This window comes from Pedobacter nutrimenti (assembly GCF_032678445.1).
GTDB lineage: Bacteria > Bacteroidota > Bacteroidia > Sphingobacteriales > Sphingobacteriaceae > Pedobacter > Pedobacter nutrimenti_A.
On sequence record NZ_JAVTSQ010000004.1, the window covers coordinates 324,597 to 341,207 of the forward strand.

The following is a 16,611-nucleotide window of genomic DNA, read 5'->3' on the forward strand; positions in this document are numbered from 1 at the left end:
TTGGGTTACACAATAAGGTATTCTCCAAATCAATCATGGCTCAATAAGATAACGCTAAGGCTGATTTTAGAGCGCAGCGCTGTTCTGGATCTCTTCCTGTGTCATTGGTGTATACACAGGATAATCCTCGATGGATGGGTATTCTAAATAAATCGACATATCTTTAGGTATTATTATTTCCTAATATAAGCAATAAAAAGGGCAATTTGTTTGGGTTGACGGTAAAAATGTTATTGCAGGATCGTTATGTTCTTTTGACCGAATTTGTTAACTTGTATCATACATCTATAATTTAACTTGCTATGAAAACAACTCAATACTTTAGCCTTGCTTTATGCCTGCTGTCTTTAAACTCTTAACGGTGATCATCTGTCCTTAAACAAGGCTAGAATGGCTCCTTTATCGCGTTTTAAGGCCGTTAAATAGAAAGATTAACATAAAATATTGTATCCCGGTTTCTGTGTTGGCATATTGAAGTTTAACTAAGTTTAAGCAAACGGTTGCGCAGGCTTGCAGTTGTTGCTCCGCTGATTTATTCTTAAAATAGCTATACAAAATAACCACATATGAACATGAAAACAACATTTTATCGTTTGGCCTTGCTGGTCATGATCAGCTTCCAGACGAATCTAACCATTGCCCAGGAAATTAAGGTCATGACCTATAATATTTATCATGGCGAAAAGAACTATGACAACGGAAAAAGCAATCTGAAAGATATTGCACGGGTCATCAATGAATACAAGCCTGACTTTGTAGCCATGCAGGAAGTGGACAGTATGACCAACAGAACTGCCGGCTTTAATGGCGGGGTTCCCAAAGATCTGGTAGAGGAATTGTCTAAACTGACAGGAATGCATGGCTTTTTTGGAAAAGCAATGGATTACAGCAATGGTGGATATGGAGAAGGGCTGCTTTCCAGACATCCGGCTATTTTAAAAGTTTATCACCTTCCTACGCCGGCAGGTGGTGAGGGGAGAGCAATGATCACGGTGAGCTCCACACTCCCTAACGGAAAGAAGATTGTATTTGGAGGAACTCATCTTTGTCATGAATTTGAAAAGAACAGAGTAGCACAGACTGAAAAAATCGTCGAACTGCTTGCCGCTTCCAATCTACCGGTTATTCTTGGCGGAGACTTTAACATTACACCTGATACCCAACCATACCAGATTCTTACTTCAAAACTTCAGGATGCGGCTGTGGCATATGGCGAGCCTGCACTTACTTTTCCATTTGATAAGCCGAGTGAAAGAATAGACTATGTTTTTCTAAGCAAAGGCAAGTCCTGGAAAGTGACGGATGTAAAAGTGATCAAATCTGATGCTTCTGACCATATGCCAGTGTTGGTTACCTTAAAATTAAACTAAGCGGCCTGGAATGGCATAAGTCAGCTGTTCCCGCTGTTTTTAGTATTTCGTCTAAAATTTTAGACGAAATACTTGTTTGTCTAAAAACATAGACGTAGATTGCATGATATAAACCCATCATGTATGAAACCCTTTCTATTTATTGCAAGCTTATGCAGCCTGACTTTATCTGTCTTCAGTCAGCAAAGAATATCCATCAACGCCCAAAATTCAAACCCATCAGAAAAGAAAGCTATTGATAAAGCCTCTCTTCGGTGTGTTTATCTGTTTAGTAAAAGGAAACCAGACGCCAACCAGCCTTATCGTTCTGATCAGATGGTTCTGGAAATAGGTGAGCGTTTCTCTAAATTCTATGATCCGGCACGGCAGCAAAGAGATTCCTTGCTCAATGACCGGATGAAAAATACAGATCCATCTACGATCAAAAGTATAAATGTATTTAGAGCTGAATCCGCTAAGGATTTATCGAATATGCCAGGAACTGTTGGCTCAGGTTCGATGGAAGGAGAGAGCTACCAGATCGTTAAAGATAAACAGACCAGTAAACAAACCATTCTGGATTATGTAAGTGTCATCGCTGATCGTTTCAAGTACACAGATGAGCCGGGAAAACTGGATTGGAAAATCTCCGGTGAAACCGATACCGTGCTGTCCTATACCTGTCAGAAAGCTAGCCTTCATTTTAGGGGAAGGGATTATATTGCCTGGTTTAGTACAGATATTCCGGTAAGCGATGGTCCCTGGAAATTTAACGGCTTGCCCGGACTGATTCTTAAAATCGAAGATACTGAAGGTTTGTTTGCTTTTAAATTGGTTGGATTGGAGCAGCTATCGACACCTTCACCTATTCTGATGGATGATTCCAGGGCTATTGTATGTACCAGGCAGGAATTTGAAAAGCAAAAGAAAAAGCAGGGGGCAGGCATGCAGATCAATTTAACTGCTGGTGTAATGACTATAGCCGAAATGCCGGGTAAAGTGGATCTCCTTCCTATGGAAAAAGAATGAGAAAGTTATTTCTCCTTATGTTGTGCTATGGTGCTTTTTCTGCCCATGCACAGACCACGATCAGCGGCACGGTCAGTAGTAAAGCAGAAGTAAAAGAACTGGCAGGCGTGAGTGTTAGCGTGAAAGAAAAAAATGCCGCGGGGATGCTGGCCTTTGTTCTTACAGGAGATAAAGGGACTTATAATCTGAAATTTAAGAGTCAGGCAGATAGTGTTATGGTGGTCTTTTCGGGGTTTAACCTCAAAAAGGAGTTCATTATGCTTGCCAATAAAACTCAGCACTTAGATTTCAGTATGACCCCAGAGTCCATTAAACTTAGAGAAGTTAAGGTAAAACTGCCTAAAATCAGGCAACTGAGTGATACCCTAAACTACAATGTAGAGGCATTTTCTGATAAAAATGACCGGACCATAGGTGATGTTTTGAAAAAGATGCCAGGCATTCGGGTTAATGAGAATGGTTCGATCACTTATAACAATAAACCCATTAATAAATTCTACATTGAAAGTAAAGATCTGTTACAGGGCAGGTATGGCCTGGCGACCAATAACATTGAATTTAAGGACGTAGCGACAGTACAGGTACTGGAAAATCACCAGCCCATAAAAGCCTTGAAAGATAAAGAGTTTACTGATGAGGGCGCTATCAATTTAAAACTAAAAGACACGGCAAAAGGCATACTGGTGGCCAATACCCAGCTGGGCATCGGTTTGTCACCCTTATTATGGAACAATGAATTGGTGACCACTTATTTTGATAAGAATAAACAGAGCATCAATACCTACAAAGGGAACAACAGCGGCAATAATGTTGTGGCTGAAATGGCTTATCTCTATCCGGGAGCCAATTTTGCAGGGAGCCAGGGCGGTATGCTCTCCATACAATCGCCCTCGGCCCCGGCAATCAGCGAGAAGCGTTATCTTTTCAATCAAAGCCATACCGGTTCAGTAAACCAGCTTTGGACTTATGGTAAAGACCTGCAGCTCAATGCCAATATCAATTATATCAATGACCGGCAGGAAAAAGAAAGCTATACACGTTCGGTCTATTACCTGCCAGGCGATAGCCTGTTGACCATTGAAGAAGGTTTAAAAGCTATTGAACACAGCAATACTGTAGAAACAAACCTGCAGCTCAATGCCAATACAGACAGGTATTACCTCGATAATGCCTTTAAATTGAGTGGGAAATGGAGCAGGGAAGAAGGGGCGGTACAGGATATTCTCCAGGACCTGAACAAACCAGTATTTAAGGTAAGTAATGTTTTTAGCCTGATCCGGAATTATAAAAAGTCCACCATCCGGATGTATTCTTCTAATGCTTACACCAGCAATCCTCAGGACCTGAAGGTACACCCAATGTTGTATCCCGATCTGTTCCCTGGTGCAGAAAGTTCCGGATTTATAAAGCAAGTGCTCAGGCAGGGACAGTTTTCTTCGGCCAGCAAGTTTGTCTATGGTTTGGACAAAGGGCCCTGGAAACAGAATTATGCCCTCGGTTTTAATGCGAATGTTCAGACGCTGAATTCTAAACTTCAGGCAGGTAATACTTCAGGTGAACAGGCAATTGTTCCTGATTCACTGCGTAATAGCTTAAATTGGAATACCTTTGAGTTTTACCTGAGTCCGGATTATATCTATAACAAGAACCGGCTTCGTATAACAGCAGGAGCTCCATTGGTTTATACCTTTTTGTACAGCCATAACCGTATAACTGCACTGGAAAAAAAGGTGCGGCGGTTATTTTTCAATCCTTCTTTGAACATCAGATATGAACTCAACCTGCTCTGGAATATTTCTGCCTCCGCCCTTTACGGAAATGAACTTGGTGGAATAGGGAGCGGGTTAACGGGGTACCTCATGTCATCCTACCGCAGTTTGGTGAGAAATGAAAGCGAATTGCCGGAACAAAAGAAACAATCTTACAATTTTAACCTCAGCTACCGCCATCCATTACATGCCATTTTCTGGAATCTGTCGGCCAGTTATATCAAGAACAGTATGAACTTATTATATGGTTATAACTATGAAGGAATAAGAAGTTTAAAAGAAACCTATTTAATTCCAAATATATCAGAAGGTTACACTTTTTATAGCAGGTTGAGCAAAGGGCTGGACTTCCTGTCTTCAACCCTGGCGCTGGAAGTGGACTACAGCAAATCGAAAGCGGTACAAATCAGCAATGGAGAACTGATCAGTTTCACCAATCAACGCTTTGGCTTAAGGCCAGAAATATCCGGTAAACTGGGTAAATGGGTAAGTTTATCTTATCGTTTCCAGTACAGCAGGAGCATGAACAGGGTACCGGGCGATCAGGGTAGGTTTGCGCCCATCAGCAACGCCGTACAGCGCGGACAACTGAATTTTTTCCCGGTTAGTGGTCTTACACTTAACCTTGGATTGGAGCATTTTTATAACAGCGTAATCATTTCCGGAACCAAATCGCTCAACTTTGCTGATGTGGGCGCTAAATATGTATTTAAACGCATGGAGTTTAATCTGGAATACACCAATATCTTAAATGCCCGTCAGTATGTCTCTGCGTCTTATACAGACATCAGCACTTTTTATACCGCTTACAAGCTCAGACCAGCACAGGTACTAATGAAGGTCAGGTTTAAGATTAAATAATTGTTTGTTTGTCTATAAAATTAGTCATACATTTATGATGCTATGGAAAAAAATGCACAGTTAACAAAAGCCGAAGAACAGATTATGCAGGTGTTATGGGATTTGGGTGAAGGCACGGTTCAGGATATCCGCGACAGGCTGGAGGAGCCCAAGCCAGCAAGAACCACAGTATCTACCGTACTGACTATTCTGGAGAATAAGGGCTTTGCCTCCCACCACGGACAGGGCAGGATCAACAGATATGTTCCATTGGTCGCAAAAGAAGCGTATTCCAAAACACAGTTATCCGGTTTACTGAAAAATTATTTCGGTAATTCATTTGCTGCAATGGCCTCTTTTTTTGCAAAGGAAAATAATTATAGCATCGAAGAACTGGATCTTTTGCTTAAAGACACCCGTGAAGAACTGAAAAAGGAAAAAGAATAGTATTATGGAACAGCTGGTCATCTATCTTTTAAAATCTGCATTGTATACAGTGGTATTCCTGGGTATATACTGGTTTTTTCTCAAGAACGAGACCTTTTACAGGTTTAACCGCTGGTTCCTGTTGCTGGGCTTGCTCGGTGCTTTCGCTCTTCCTTTTTATACCTATACTTATCAGGTACACCTGGTTTCATCCCTTAGTCTGAGCGGTTCTGTTTCAACGGCAGCAATACAGAAAGATACCGGATTTCCTTTATGGATATATGTGCTGGCTGGAACCTATCTGACAGGCATTTGCTTTTTAATGCTGCGGCATTTGACGGGAATGCTTAAAATTCAGCAGGTTATTGGGAAATATGGTTGTACCTCATCAGACGGCTTTAAGCTGATAGAAACCCCGGAATTCAAGTCTTCATTCTCCATATTTAACTATATTATTATGGATAACAAAGTCCATAGTTCCGCGTTGGAAAAGAGATTGATCCTGGCGCATGAACTGGCGCATGTAAAACAAATGCATTGGGTAGATCTGTTATTGGGGCAGCTGTTTTGTACGCTACAATGGTTTAATCCTTTTGCCTGGATATACCTGGACCGGATGAAGCAGAATCATGAGTTTTTGGCAGATGAGGCTGTATTGTTGCAAGGACATTCCATAGCTGTATATCGCGCTACACTGGTTAACCATACGCTGGGGACCCAGGTCTTTGCTCTGGCCAGTTCTTTTGCTCAAATGGGTCAGTTGAAAAGAATAAAAATGATGATGAAGCCTGCTTCCGGCTCATTGAGGAAATTTGCAGTTTTGCTGGTTTTACCAGCCATGACATTTTTTCTGTGGGCATTTGCCAAACCAGAACTGATCATCAGCCCCCTCCCTGTTTCTAAGATCGCTCAACCAAAGGTCGTTCAGGAAAAGCCTGTAACGATTGCTGTTCAAAAGAAAAAAATAGCTCCGGCAAAGCCTAAATCAAGGGAAAGAGCACCTGAAGAATCAAAACCAGCTGAAGCACCTGTTTTTACCGCTTCTATCCCAGCAGATTCTGTTGTGAAATCGGAATCTGTTGTTGTAAAAATACCTGAAGTAAAAAAAGAGCCATTGGTATTTGTTGACGGGGTAGAAGTGAAGTCGATGAATGGTTTGAATCCGAACGATATCGAGGCAATAAACGTGTTTAAAGATAAATCAGCTATGGCCGAATATGGTGAACGGGGCAGGAACGGAGTGATAAAAATTGAAATGAAAAAGGCAAAACGACCAGTCTCTTTTAATCCACCGCAGGCAAATATGTCATCACTTTAAATTTTGGTTCACCCTGAACTTTACGATTTTGCTGATCAATGCGAACGGAAGTACCTGGTCGATCGGAAACTGTACTGACCCTTTTGCACCTTTATAACCAGAGAGTTCTTCCTTGTAGGCTTCAAGTCCGGATGGGGTAGGATAAAACCCAATATGCTTTTTGTAAGCAGCAAAATGAACCAGATTTCCCTTAAGCGTAAAAGTTGGAATGCCGTATTTGATGGCTTCTTCTGCATCAGGCGCTGCTTTTTGGATGGTCTGCCTGAGTTCCTGCAAAATCGCCTGAACCCCCTCTGGAAAACCTGAGATATAGTCATCTATATCCTTTGCCGAATTACTTTTGATTGTATCTTTCATCTGAATATCGTTTTTAACGGAGTGATTCAAATTTACCATTCCTGTTTCAAAAATATTGTACGTAAAAACGACAATAAAAGGGGGAATTGAGACAGATGATCACTACTTGACTATAGCTCTATTCTTCCTGCGTAAATGCTATTTGAAACTTGCTCTCTATCATCAGAAATGAAAGCAATATAAGCTTCAACAGATTGGTCAATCTCGTCATTACTATTGGATTTTTTTACCGGCTGGATCTCCAGAATATCTTCTCCTGCAGAACGCCTGGCACTACTTACGGTGTAAAAGGCATTATTATTAGTTGGCAAATAAGCAACAAGCATAGCTGATCTCTAAATCGATGATGATGCAGTTCCGGATTTGAGATCTGATTTTTGTTTTAACTTTTTAACATCCTATAGTTCATATGTTTTGCTTTTGCTAAAAGCAAAAGAATAGCAGGAGAAGAGCAAAAGGAAAGCAAAAGAAAAACAAGAATAATTGGGTTTTATTCCTAACCCAGAACTGTCCGTTTACAGGCATGAAATCTTTGCAAAAAAGAATTGTAAAAAACGGTGTGGAATTTTGAAAGGTGGCGCATCTAAAAATTATACACGACTAAAACAGACCGAAATGGAAGAGAATAAGATTACAAATGCCCAATTAAATTTCACCTGTCATCAGGATTGGAACAATATGAACGACCAAAGTGATGGCAATAGGTATTGTAGCTCCTGTGAGAAAACGGTTTACGATCTGACTGATAAGAATGTAGCCTATTTTATCCAGATCATGCAGGAGAACAACAGCAATGTATGCGGTAGGTTTTCTACAGATCAATTGGAAGCAGGCCAATTGCCTGAAGAAAATTCCCGTTGGAAAAAATGGGTTATTGCTGCAATGGTTTTCGTAGGTATGGGCTCTTTAATGACTAAAGTCAATGCGCAGGAAAGTAAATTAGGTAGAATCCTGAAGCCAAGTACGGATTGTCAGAAGACAGTTGAACAGCAACCGGTCTTGATGGGTAAAATTGCCATTATACATGATCCTGTAGACGATGTTTTATATGACTACCTGATTAAAAACTGTAAAATCTCCACATCTGCTCAAGGTAGGCTTATTGTCACTTTTAACCTGAAACAAGATGGAACGATAGATCATCTTGCTGTTAATGAGCATTTACCCAGGACAGTGAGCGACGAGGTTTTAAAAGTAATTAGAAAAGTGCCAATTGCCAGATTGGTCAAAAAAGAAGTACTGCAACAATCTGCAAGACTACATACTTTGCATTTAACTTTTGAAAAGGGAAAGATGCTGGATAACCGTTATTAATTTGGGCATTTGATCAATAAAATCAAGAAATTGCTTTTTCTATAGTAATGAACATGCTGAGAACATTAACTTTGATTTCATATCAATTGCCTGTTTATTTTATTAAAAAGATGATGACTAAATTTCTAAATGTGCTCTGTTATGCTACAGTTTTATTGGCTTCCTGTAAAGTGTTACCTTCTGTAGTTGAAAATAAATATGTCTATATTCAGAAAGAAGGAAGAGTGCACAGCAAATGGAAGCTGGTGTGGGAAGATGATTTTAACGGCGCTGCACTTGATACCAGTAAATGGAGCAAAATTCCGGCAGGTAAAAGTGACTGGGATAAGCACATGAGTAATCATCCTGATTGTTATACTCAGGCAGATGGCAAATTATACCTTAAAGGCATTAAAAATCCGGATACTTTAAAAGACAACAGACCCTTTTTGACTGGAGGAGTGTATACTAAAGGTAAATTTGCCTTCCAGTATGGTAAAATTGAAATTCGTGCAAAACTGGGATGCGCGCAAGGAGCCTGGCCGGCGATATGGATGCTTGCGGAGCAAGATAAGTACGGGAAATACCCTAAGAATGGGGAAATCGATATTATGGAACATTTGAACTTTGATAATATCATTTATCAAACCACGCATTCCTATTATACGCTCAACCTGAAACAAACAGATAAACCTCCGCATTCCGGAAAAGGGAAACTGGACATCAGTGAATTCAATACTTTTGGATTGGAATGGTATCCGGATAAACTGGTGTTTACTTTAAATGGAGTAGAAACTTTTCGCTATCCGCGCATTACCGGTGTAGATGCCAGTCAATGGCCTTATGATCAGCCTTTTTACGTGATGATTGACCAACAGTTGGGTGGCAGTTGGGTAGGAAAGGTGAAACCTGATCAGTTGCCTGTGCAAATGGTTGTTGACTGGGTAAAGGTTTACCAATAGCTTTTAGTAGAGATTAAAATAAATTCCATTGAATTTAAAGTAATCTTGATTCTCATTCGTTTACTCACTTAACAAACAATAAGTAGTGCCGAAAAAAGATTCTCAAAATATCATCCGTGCGGTTGCAGATTATGGAAAACGTCTGTTTAGTTTTATCCGTGGCCGTGTACATACCGATGAGGATGCGGAGGATATTTTGCAGGATGTATGGTATCAATTGAGTAATCAGCCAGAGGTAGATGCAATTGAGCAGATTAGTGGCTGGTTGTATCGGGTTGCCCGGAACAAGATTACCGATAAGTACCGTAAACAGAAAGATGAACTGCTCGAAGATCTGAGTTATGAGGACGAAGATGGTGAAATCAGTTTTAAAGAGATCTTATTATCTGATTCTGATACGCCTGAAGATGAGAGTCTTAAAAAGCTATTCTGGGACCAGCTTTTTCTGGCGCTGGAGGAACTGCCCGAAAATCAGCGATATGTATTTATCCAAAATGAACTGGAAGAGCGTACCTTTCATGAGCTTGCAGAGGAGACAGGTGAAAACATCAAAACTTTAATTTCCAGAAAGGGTTACGCGGTGAAACACCTGCGCAGCCGCTTACAAAATTTATATCAGGAATTTATTAATTACTAAATTTGTGGGAGATGATGAATAGAAATTTTAACAGAGGCAGAAAGTTCTTGTTCTTTATTCCGGCAGCTGTATTGATTGCAGCAGTTTTGGGATATGTGGTTATGTTTCTTTGGAATTGGATTTTACCAGAGGTTGCACATACAGGTAAATTGAATTACTGGCAGGCCCTTGGCTTGCTGGTTTTATGCAGGATCCTGTTTGGTAATTTTAAGCCCGGTGGTCCGGGCAGGGGATTTGGGCGTCGTGGATCCGGCATGCGGGATAAATGGCATGATATGACTGGTGAAGAACGCTCCAGGTTTAAGGAAGAATTTAGGAAGAGATTCAGATAAGATCTTATTTCATAGCATACAGAGCCGGCTTTTTGCCGGCTTTTTTGGTTTAAAGATATTTTTTTTAATCATTTAAAGTAAAACAGTTTGCTGTCCGTCTTCCTAAATAAAACAAGATAAAATGGAAAAAATATCTAGATCTATAGGAATGGGGATGGTGCTTGGAGCGGCCCTGTTCTTTGTACCAGGCATATTTGCATTTGTACTGGCGGCAATGGTTTTCGGAATTGCGCTGATTGCCGTTTTCAGACGACCTAAGCGGGAATTCTTCAGGAACAAATTTTCGGATTATGGACACGGGTACCAAAAGATGGTACCCATAGATAATCAATGGTACAGACCAGGTGTAGCACAAAAGGGTTTAGTAAGGGATATTGATATTAACGATTAGTCATGATGAGAGCATTCAGAATAGTATTGACACTGCTTGTTGCAGGAGCAACCTTTTACGGATTAAATGCATTGGCGGTGCAAAAAGGGTATCCAGACCGGCTGGATTTTAAAATGAACATAGTAAATCACCATTAAAATAAGAAAACATGTTTAACGAACATAGACATCATTCATCAAGAATGCATAGAGGCTGCGGCCGTAGAGGAGGAAGATTTGGCGGACCATTTGGAGCCCATTTCAGAGGTCATGGACAGGATTGGTTTGACCAGGATACCAGAAGGGTACCTGCAAACATTGAAGAAACAGAAAATAGCTTCATTGTCCATCTTTTTGCGCCTGATTTGGTTAAGGCACACCTAAAAGTAGCCACAAAAGACGATGTGTTAACCATCAGTTATACTCCGGCAGAAAATGAACTGACAGAAACGAAATTCAGCAGAAGGGAGTACAGCAATGGTGCTTTTGAAAGGTCTTTTGTTTTAAATGGAAAGGTATTGACCGAGGATATTACTGCCGGTTATGCCGACGGTGTATTGAAAGTGGTATTGCCTAAAGATCCTGAAACCAATATTCCGGGGCAGGATATTCCTGTAGACTAGGATTTGTTTCCGGTCTTTTTATTAAGCCCCGGCCATTTTTGGACCGGGGCTTTTTTAGTAATTTACATAAGATTCATCAAACGTACCGTCGGCATACAGGTCCAGAAGTCCGTAACCTGGGGCGGTTTCTCTTTTATTGCCGTTCCACCAGGCTCCGCTTACCGCGCCGTTGCAGATATAGGTTACACCGTTATAAACCACTTTGTCTCTCAGGTGTATATGACCGCTGAGGCATAGTTTTACATTAGGATACTGATGGAAAAGTTTAATGATTTTGGCTGTATCGGTATGCATATCTCCACCAAGCATTTGCCATTTGTTTACAATGTCATCTTCTATCATTAAGGTAGCCGTTAAGATAGGGATGTGCGACATGATCAGCACAGGTACATTTGAAGGCGTATTCTTTAATTCGTTTTCCAGCCAGCTGAATTGGGCATCGCCCAGTTTTCCGATGTACCAGGTGCCATCAATATCCAGGTGAACACTGTCAAGCAGGATAAATTTCCAGCCGTTTTTGCTGAAGCTATAATAAGGATTGGCGAGGTGCAGCTGGTCCATTGCATATTGCTTGCCGTAAATAGCCTGGGCCTTGTTGTTTTCATCCCACCAGATGTCATGATTGCCAAGGCAATACTTCACCGGAATACTGCATTCTTGTTGCAGGATATGATGGGTCAGTTTCCATTGGTCATTAATGGTACTGAGTTGTTCTTTGTTCATGTCAAAAACGATATCACCGCCATTCAGGATCAAATCGGCCTTTGGAGATTGCTGCTGAACGTGATGAAGGCATTTGGCATATCTGGCCGGGGCATCCAGGTGATTTTTAAGGTGAACGTCGGTGAGATGGGCAATGCGAAGTACTGGTTTTTTTTCAGGCGATGATGAACCGAAACTGATCGATGGGGCCAATAGCAAGCCTCCGATACCGCCAATACTCTTGAGTACTGATCTTCTTTTCATAGATGTATAAGGAGCTAAATTTTACGTTTGAGTGAATGGCTAAAGCACGCACCCCGCGAAATTAAGCAGATTAGATTTGCTTTTAGCGTAGGCTATGTTATGAATATATTAAGTGTTCAGGTATCCCCGAAGCAGGAAATACCCCAGTCCGGTAATGGTTAAAGCCATTCCCAGGCCCATGAGCAGGATGATCCAGTTAAACAGCCCGAAATAGGTCATTGGTCTGGCTTCTTCTGGTTTTCCAGGCGGATATAAGGTATCGCCATCCTGAATGTTTTCTTTTAATTCAGATACCCTTCTTTCGACCCGTTCGCTGTTTTTGACAAAGGCGATTTTTGCCTTTAAGGAATTGACTGAAATGATCAGCAATAAGATTCCGGCTAAGAGGAGGGCTATATAGATCATATCTCAGGAATTTAATGGAGATTTTTGCAGGTGATTCTTTAATAAATATTGACCTGTGGCAATGGTCAGTAAGAATACACCAAAGGCCATGAACACAATTGTCCAGCTGAAAACACCGAAATAAGTGAGCATTCGGGCAGAATTCGGATCTTGTGGATTGTATACGAATATGGCCTGCTCTCCAATATCCCAGCTGGGAGGGTTGGTGGAAGAGGTATGGAAATAAGTGAATTCCTTGTTGTCTTTTGTTTTTATTTTGAAAACCGGAGAATAGCTTGTGCCGGTATCTCCTCCGGTTAGTTCTTCAAGACGGGTAACAACGCCTGATGCCCGATCGCTTTTTTTTAAGAATTCAAGGGTATCCTTCAGTTTATATAAGGAAAGAGCAAGCAGAATGCACCCTGCAATTAATGAAAAAATGGGATTAAATTTCATTGGAAACATGGCCGTATTTTTTGTTTTACTACGGCGCTTGTCGGCTTAGCACTTCGAAACTGCCGTATAGGGCCATTTCAGCCGTATGGTGTACCGAAAGGTTAAGTTTCAATCTCTCGATGAGTTCTTTTGCCCCGGCAATACTTTGATGAAGGTTGTTGGTGCCTCTTACCTCTATGCCACGGGTTAATGTCTTGAATTTTGAAGGCTCAAATTTGTCAATGAAACGTTGAAGATCTGCGCTGAGTAAAGTATCTTTTTGTTGCATATGTTTGGATTTTATACAGCAATAATGTTCAGGAGGGGCGGAATGTTTGAAATAGATTTACACAAGATGGAGGTTATCCACATCTGGTGCCTTAAGAGTTTAATTTTCAGTAATGTAAAAAGCCTCCCTTTTTTGTGGGAGGCCTTGAATGTTCAGGTATTTATTTGTGTTTGTTATCCATATAAAAGGTGAGCTCGCCGCCATTCATAATATCGGAATGGCTGATGGAAGGACTGGTGAGTACTTTGCCGTTTAATATCATTTTTTGAACATATACATTTTTTGGACCCTGGTTCTGTACATGTATGGTAAAGATTTTTCCGCTTTCGAGATTGATGGTGGCGCCGTCTACTGCCGGGCTGCCGGTAGCGTATTGATCTGATCCGGGTGCAACAGGGTAGAAACCCAGTGAACTGAAGATGTACCATGCACTCATTTGTCCGGTGTCATCATTTCCACCTAAACCATCGGGTGTTGGTTTGTACATAATAGGTAAGATCATACGGATTCTTTCCTGTGTTTTCCAGGGTTTGTCTGTCCAGTTGTACAGGTAGGCCACGTGGTGAGAGGGTTCGTTACCATGTACATAGTTTCCAATGATCCCATCTCTGGTGATGTCTTCTGTTTCCTCGAAGTATTTATCCGGCAGGTGCATGGTAAATAAAGAATCCAGGTAGGTCGTAAATTTTTTGTTGCCGCCCATGAGTTTGATCAGTGCTTTTGGGTCCTGAGGAGCAAAAAGGGTATAGTTCCAGGAGTTACCTTCAATAAATCCTTCGTTGATGGTGCTCAGGGGGTCGAACTTTTTACGGAAAGTACCGTCATTGAGTCTTGGGCGCATAAACCCGGAGGCTTTATCAAATACGTTTTTGTAATTTTCAGAACGTTTGATGAATTCCAGGTAGATATCGTTCCTGTTGAGTTTTTTGGCCAGTTGGGCAATAGCCCAATCGTCAAAGGCATATTCAAGGGTGTTGGATACGGAAATACCTGTTTTTTCATCAGGAATGTAACCCTTATCTATATATTCACCTATACCTTCATAGTCTCTTTTTCTGGCGGTGGCTACGCAGGCATCCAATGCTTTGTTCAGGTTGAGGCCTGGGTTGATGTTTCCTTTGATGATGGCATCGGCCAACACGGTTACACTATGGTAGCCGCTCATGCACCAGTTTTCATTTCCGGAATTGGACCATACAGGCAGCATATGTTCTGCGCTTTGATCAAAGTGGGCCATCATACTTTGTACCATGTCGGCATTTCGCTTAGGCTCAATGATGTTGAACAGGGGATGCAGGGCGCGGTAGGTATCCCAAAGGGAAAAAGTAGTGTAATTGGTAAAACCCTCGGCTTTGTGTACGTTTTGATCCAGGCCTTTGTACTGCCCGTCAACATCCATATAAACGGTCGGATTGATCATGGTGTGGTACATAGAAGTATAGAAGTTCTGTTTGATCTCTTTATTGCCACTGATCTCTATTTTGTGCAATTGATTTTCCCAGAGTTCCTGTCCATCGTTTTTCACTTTTTCAAAATCCCAGCCTGGAATTTCTGTTTGCATGTTGTTCATTGCGCCTGCCATGCTTACAGGAGAAATGGCAAATTTGATCTTAATCTTTTCACCTTCTTCTGTTTTAAAGTCGAAATAGATCCTGATCTGTTTGCCGGCTATTTCAGGAAAGTTTTCGGTTTGACCGAATTTGCCCCAGAAGCCACGGTATACTTCTTTTTTATCATATTTTTTGTAACCGGATTTAACAAATGGCTTGTTAAACTGCATGGCAAAATACAAGGTCCTCGTTCTTGCCCAGCCGTTGGTTTGTCTATAGCCGATTACTGTGGAGTCGTTGAGTATACGGAGATAGGTCCAGACGTTCTTATCCTCGTAGTTATATATGCCTGCCATCAGGTCTAGTACAATATGTGCCTGATCAGATTTTGGGAAAGTATATTGGTGAAAGCCTACTCTGGCACTGGTGGTCATTTCTGCAGTAATGTTGTGATCATCCAGTTTTACTTTGTAGTAATTGGCCTGACTGATCTCATTCTGGTGAGAAAAGCGGGAGCGGTATCCGCTGCCGGGCTGATCAGCAGTACCGGGGTTGAGTTTTAGTTTGCCTGTAGTGGGCATAATTAAAAAATCGCCCAGATCAGAGTGTCCTGTGCCACTGAAATGAGTATGGCTGAAACCGCAGATGGTTTTGTCATCATATTGATAACCTGCGCAATACTTGTATACATCCGGATTGTATTTGCCATTGAGCTCATAGCTGATGGTATCTGTTTCCGGGCTCAATTGTACCATGCCGAAAGGTATAGTAGCACCCGGGTACACGTGGCCCATACGTTGGGTACCAATAATCGGGTTTACATAGGGTACCAATTTTTCAGCCTTTTGAGCTTGTGCCTGCCCGTAAACCACAGGACTTAAGAGTAGGGCTAAGAGAAGTTTGTTCATCTGTGTATAGAATGTTGATTAGGATAATTCAGGATGGGCTGCATACGCTGTCCATAGTTCATCCAGGGTTTTACCTGTCTCTTTTTTCCAGCTGTTATCGGTAAAAGTATGTTCGCGTAATTGTTTGTCGAAGGTTTTGACCAGACCTGGTTTTACACTTTTTTCCAGCCAAACCAAAAAGCGCGCTGTAGTACGATAGGCATTACTGTAATGTTGTGTTGGTTTAAATGCAGGCAACTCCCAGTGTGCGCCAGCGTTGTCTACTCCGAATGTATACCTGGCATAATCTGCAATGCCTTCGGTTAGCCAGCCTGGGCCGCCGCTGTTGCCATAATCCTGTACAATGTGCATCACTTCGTGGGTCACTACATCGATGTCCACAGGGTGTTTTGCCATATATTTTGAACTGTATACTACTCTTGCATTGGCCGTTGCCGCTACGCCATCGTAGGCGGTATCAATCACGAATGTAATGTCTTTGGCTGTTTTTTTATTGTACTCTTTTTCCAGTTTCGGATAGACAGTAAAAAAGGTTTCAATCAGTCTGGCCTTTAGATGCTGATCAAGATTTGCATCCTGGTTGATGAAGGTGAGCTTGTAACCTTTTTTTTGAATGACTTCAGTAGATTGTGCGTGAGCAAAGGAGCTGCATGCGATTGCCAGACAGGTGGTTAGTAAAAAGTTTTTTTTCATTTTCTGGGTTGTAGCGGTTTAAATGGTATTCCTGGTGAAGGTTTGATAAAACGTTTTATCAAAAATGGTAAAAAAAATCCTT

Annotated in this window: 20 protein-coding genes; 12 read left to right on the plus strand and 8 right to left on the minus strand. The window is 41.4% G+C overall.

Going from position 1 to position 16,611, the window contains the following annotated elements; all coding sequences use genetic code 11:
- Positions 1-572: 572 nt before the first annotated feature.
- The 5 genes from R2S08_RS08890 to R2S08_RS08910 all read left to right on the plus strand — a co-directional run bounded on the left by R2S08_RS08890 (position 573) and on the right by R2S08_RS08910 (position 6,731).
- On the plus strand, positions 573-1,370 hold the full coding sequence (locus tag R2S08_RS08890) for an endonuclease/exonuclease/phosphatase family protein (RefSeq protein ID WP_316834825.1): 798 nt from the start codon (positions 573-575) through the stop codon (positions 1,368-1,370).
- Between the two features lie 123 nt (positions 1,371-1,493).
- Entirely contained in the window at positions 1,494-2,378 is an 885-nt protein-coding gene (locus R2S08_RS08895) for a GLPGLI family protein (protein WP_316834826.1), read from the plus strand.
- Positions 2,375-5,008 carry a carboxypeptidase-like regulatory domain-containing protein gene (locus tag R2S08_RS08900; RefSeq protein WP_316834827.1) on the plus strand — a complete coding sequence of 878 codons (2,634 nt, stop codon included), beginning with the start codon at positions 2,375-2,377 and terminating at the stop codon, positions 5,006-5,008. The genes R2S08_RS08895 and R2S08_RS08900 overlap by 4 nt, the downstream gene beginning before the upstream one ends.
- 42 nt (positions 5,009-5,050) lie before the next feature.
- On the plus strand, positions 5,051-5,434 hold the full coding sequence (locus R2S08_RS08905; RefSeq protein WP_316834828.1) for a BlaI/MecI/CopY family transcriptional regulator: 384 nt from the start codon (positions 5,051-5,053) through the stop codon (positions 5,432-5,434).
- A 4-nt stretch (positions 5,435-5,438) separates the two neighbouring features.
- A complete protein-coding gene (locus tag R2S08_RS08910; protein ID WP_316834829.1) occupies positions 5,439-6,731 on the plus strand; it encodes a M56 family metallopeptidase in 1,293 nt (430 codons plus the stop codon).
- Here the strand turns inward: R2S08_RS08910 and R2S08_RS08915 are convergent.
- Together R2S08_RS08915 and R2S08_RS08920 are read right to left on the minus strand one after the other, a co-directional pair.
- Complete coding sequence (locus tag R2S08_RS08915; RefSeq protein WP_316834830.1) at positions 6,723-7,088, minus strand: iron chaperone; 366 nt, start codon at positions 7,086-7,088, stop codon at positions 6,723-6,725. The two genes, R2S08_RS08910 and R2S08_RS08915, sit on opposite strands and share 9 nt — an antisense overlap.
- A 110-nt stretch (positions 7,089-7,198) precedes the next feature.
- On the minus strand, positions 7,199-7,414 hold the full coding sequence (locus R2S08_RS08920; RefSeq protein ID WP_316834831.1) for a DUF6266 family protein: 216 nt from the start codon (positions 7,412-7,414) through the stop codon (positions 7,199-7,201).
- Between the two features lie 289 nt (positions 7,415-7,703).
- Here R2S08_RS08920 and R2S08_RS08925 point away from each other — a divergent pair, with 289 nt between their 5' ends.
- From R2S08_RS08925 to R2S08_RS08955, 7 genes are all read left to right on the plus strand, one after another.
- Entirely contained in the window at positions 7,704-8,402 is a 699-nt protein-coding gene (locus R2S08_RS08925; RefSeq protein WP_316834832.1) for a hypothetical protein, read from the plus strand.
- A gap of 110 nt (positions 8,403-8,512) precedes the next feature.
- The gene (locus tag R2S08_RS08930; protein ID WP_316834833.1) at positions 8,513-9,343 is read left to right on the plus strand and encodes a glycoside hydrolase family 16 protein; all 831 of its coding nucleotides are present in this window, start codon (positions 8,513-8,515) and stop codon (positions 9,341-9,343) included.
- Positions 9,344-9,428: 85 nt separating this feature from the next.
- Positions 9,429-9,980, plus strand: a complete 552-nt coding sequence (locus R2S08_RS08935; protein ID WP_316834834.1) for an RNA polymerase sigma factor — start codon at positions 9,429-9,431, stop codon at positions 9,978-9,980.
- An 11-nt stretch (positions 9,981-9,991) separates the two neighbouring features.
- Entirely contained in the window at positions 9,992-10,312 is a 321-nt protein-coding gene (locus tag R2S08_RS08940) for a hypothetical protein (RefSeq protein ID WP_316834835.1), read from the plus strand.
- Between the two features lie 121 nt (positions 10,313-10,433).
- The gene (locus R2S08_RS08945) at positions 10,434-10,703 is read left to right on the plus strand and encodes a hypothetical protein (protein WP_316834836.1); all 270 of its coding nucleotides are present in this window, start codon (positions 10,434-10,436) and stop codon (positions 10,701-10,703) included.
- Positions 10,704-10,705: 2 nt separating this feature from the next.
- Positions 10,706-10,840, plus strand: a complete 135-nt coding sequence (locus tag R2S08_RS08950; protein WP_316834837.1) for a hypothetical protein — start codon at positions 10,706-10,708, stop codon at positions 10,838-10,840.
- A gap of 11 nt (positions 10,841-10,851) precedes the next feature.
- Positions 10,852-11,304: an Hsp20/alpha crystallin family protein gene (locus R2S08_RS08955; protein WP_316834838.1), complete on the plus strand. Its 453-nt coding sequence runs from the start codon at positions 10,852-10,854 to the stop codon at positions 11,302-11,304.
- 54 nt (positions 11,305-11,358) lie between these two features.
- Here R2S08_RS08955 and R2S08_RS08960 read toward each other — a convergent pair whose 3' ends face one another.
- The 6 genes from R2S08_RS08960 to R2S08_RS08985 all read right to left on the minus strand — a co-directional run bounded on the left by R2S08_RS08960 (position 11,359) and on the right by R2S08_RS08985 (position 16,529).
- Positions 11,359-12,270, minus strand: a complete 912-nt coding sequence (locus R2S08_RS08960) for a metallophosphoesterase family protein (protein WP_316834839.1) — start codon at positions 12,268-12,270, stop codon at positions 11,359-11,361.
- A gap of 108 nt (positions 12,271-12,378) precedes the next feature.
- A complete protein-coding gene (locus tag R2S08_RS08965) occupies positions 12,379-12,675 on the minus strand; it encodes a hypothetical protein (protein ID WP_316834840.1) in 297 nt (98 codons plus the stop codon).
- A gap of 3 nt (positions 12,676-12,678) precedes the next feature.
- Complete coding sequence (locus tag R2S08_RS08970; protein WP_316834841.1) at positions 12,679-13,119, minus strand: DUF3592 domain-containing protein; 441 nt, start codon at positions 13,117-13,119, stop codon at positions 12,679-12,681.
- A gap of 19 nt (positions 13,120-13,138) precedes the next feature.
- Positions 13,139-13,378 (minus strand): hypothetical protein, encoded by a 240-nt coding sequence (locus tag R2S08_RS08975; protein WP_133779739.1) that lies wholly within the window; start codon positions 13,376-13,378, stop codon positions 13,139-13,141.
- Positions 13,379-13,538: 160 nt separating this feature from the next.
- Positions 13,539-15,836, minus strand: coding sequence for a GH92 family glycosyl hydrolase (locus R2S08_RS08980; protein WP_316834842.1), 2,298 nt, complete (start codon positions 15,834-15,836; stop codon positions 13,539-13,541).
- An 18-nt stretch (positions 15,837-15,854) separates the two neighbouring features.
- The gene (locus R2S08_RS08985) at positions 15,855-16,529 is read right to left on the minus strand and encodes a basic secretory protein-like protein (RefSeq protein ID WP_316834843.1); all 675 of its coding nucleotides are present in this window, start codon (positions 16,527-16,529) and stop codon (positions 15,855-15,857) included.
- Positions 16,530-16,611: the final 82 nt, after the last annotated feature.

What these genes read in the sequence shown, in the direction of transcription:
- R2S08_RS08890 (WP_316834825.1), top strand. Translation starts at nt 573, where the DNA reads ATGAAAACAACATTTTATCGTTTGGCCTTGCTGGTCATGATCAGCTTC.
- R2S08_RS08895 (WP_316834826.1), top strand. Translation starts at nt 1,494, where the DNA reads ATGAAACCCTTTCTATTTATTGCAAGCTTATGCAGCCTGACTTTATCT.
- R2S08_RS08900 (WP_316834827.1), top strand. Translation starts at nt 2,375, where the DNA reads ATGAGAAAGTTATTTCTCCTTATGTTGTGCTATGGTGCTTTTTCTGCC.
- R2S08_RS08905 (WP_316834828.1), top strand. Translation starts at nt 5,051, where the DNA reads ATGGAAAAAAATGCACAGTTAACAAAAGCCGAAGAACAGATTATGCAG.
- R2S08_RS08910 (WP_316834829.1), top strand. Translation starts at nt 5,439, where the DNA reads ATGGAACAGCTGGTCATCTATCTTTTAAAATCTGCATTGTATACAGTG.
- R2S08_RS08915 (WP_316834830.1), bottom strand. Translation starts at nt 7,088, where the DNA reads ATGAAAGATACAATCAAAAGTAATTCGGCAAAGGATATAGATGACTAT.
- R2S08_RS08920 (WP_316834831.1), bottom strand. Translation starts at nt 7,414, where the DNA reads ATGCTTGTTGCTTATTTGCCAACTAATAATAATGCCTTTTACACCGTA.
- R2S08_RS08925 (WP_316834832.1), top strand. Translation starts at nt 7,704, where the DNA reads ATGGAAGAGAATAAGATTACAAATGCCCAATTAAATTTCACCTGTCAT.
- R2S08_RS08930 (WP_316834833.1), top strand. Translation starts at nt 8,513, where the DNA reads ATGATGACTAAATTTCTAAATGTGCTCTGTTATGCTACAGTTTTATTG.
- R2S08_RS08940 (WP_316834835.1), top strand. Translation starts at nt 9,992, where the DNA reads ATGATGAATAGAAATTTTAACAGAGGCAGAAAGTTCTTGTTCTTTATT.
- R2S08_RS08945 (WP_316834836.1), top strand. Translation starts at nt 10,434, where the DNA reads ATGGAAAAAATATCTAGATCTATAGGAATGGGGATGGTGCTTGGAGCG.
- R2S08_RS08950 (WP_316834837.1), top strand. Translation starts at nt 10,706, where the DNA reads ATGATGAGAGCATTCAGAATAGTATTGACACTGCTTGTTGCAGGAGCA.
- R2S08_RS08955 (WP_316834838.1), top strand. Translation starts at nt 10,852, where the DNA reads ATGTTTAACGAACATAGACATCATTCATCAAGAATGCATAGAGGCTGC.
- R2S08_RS08960 (WP_316834839.1), bottom strand. Translation starts at nt 12,270, where the DNA reads ATGAAAAGAAGATCAGTACTCAAGAGTATTGGCGGTATCGGAGGCTTG.
- R2S08_RS08965 (WP_316834840.1), bottom strand. Translation starts at nt 12,675, where the DNA reads ATGATCTATATAGCCCTCCTCTTAGCCGGAATCTTATTGCTGATCATT.
- R2S08_RS08970 (WP_316834841.1), bottom strand. Translation starts at nt 13,119, where the DNA reads ATGTTTCCAATGAAATTTAATCCCATTTTTTCATTAATTGCAGGGTGC.
- R2S08_RS08975 (WP_133779739.1), bottom strand. Translation starts at nt 13,378, where the DNA reads ATGCAACAAAAAGATACTTTACTCAGCGCAGATCTTCAACGTTTCATT.
- R2S08_RS08980 (WP_316834842.1), bottom strand. Translation starts at nt 15,836, where the DNA reads ATGAACAAACTTCTCTTAGCCCTACTCTTAAGTCCTGTGGTTTACGGG.
- R2S08_RS08985 (WP_316834843.1), bottom strand. Translation starts at nt 16,529, where the DNA reads ATGAAAAAAAACTTTTTACTAACCACCTGTCTGGCAATCGCATGCAGC.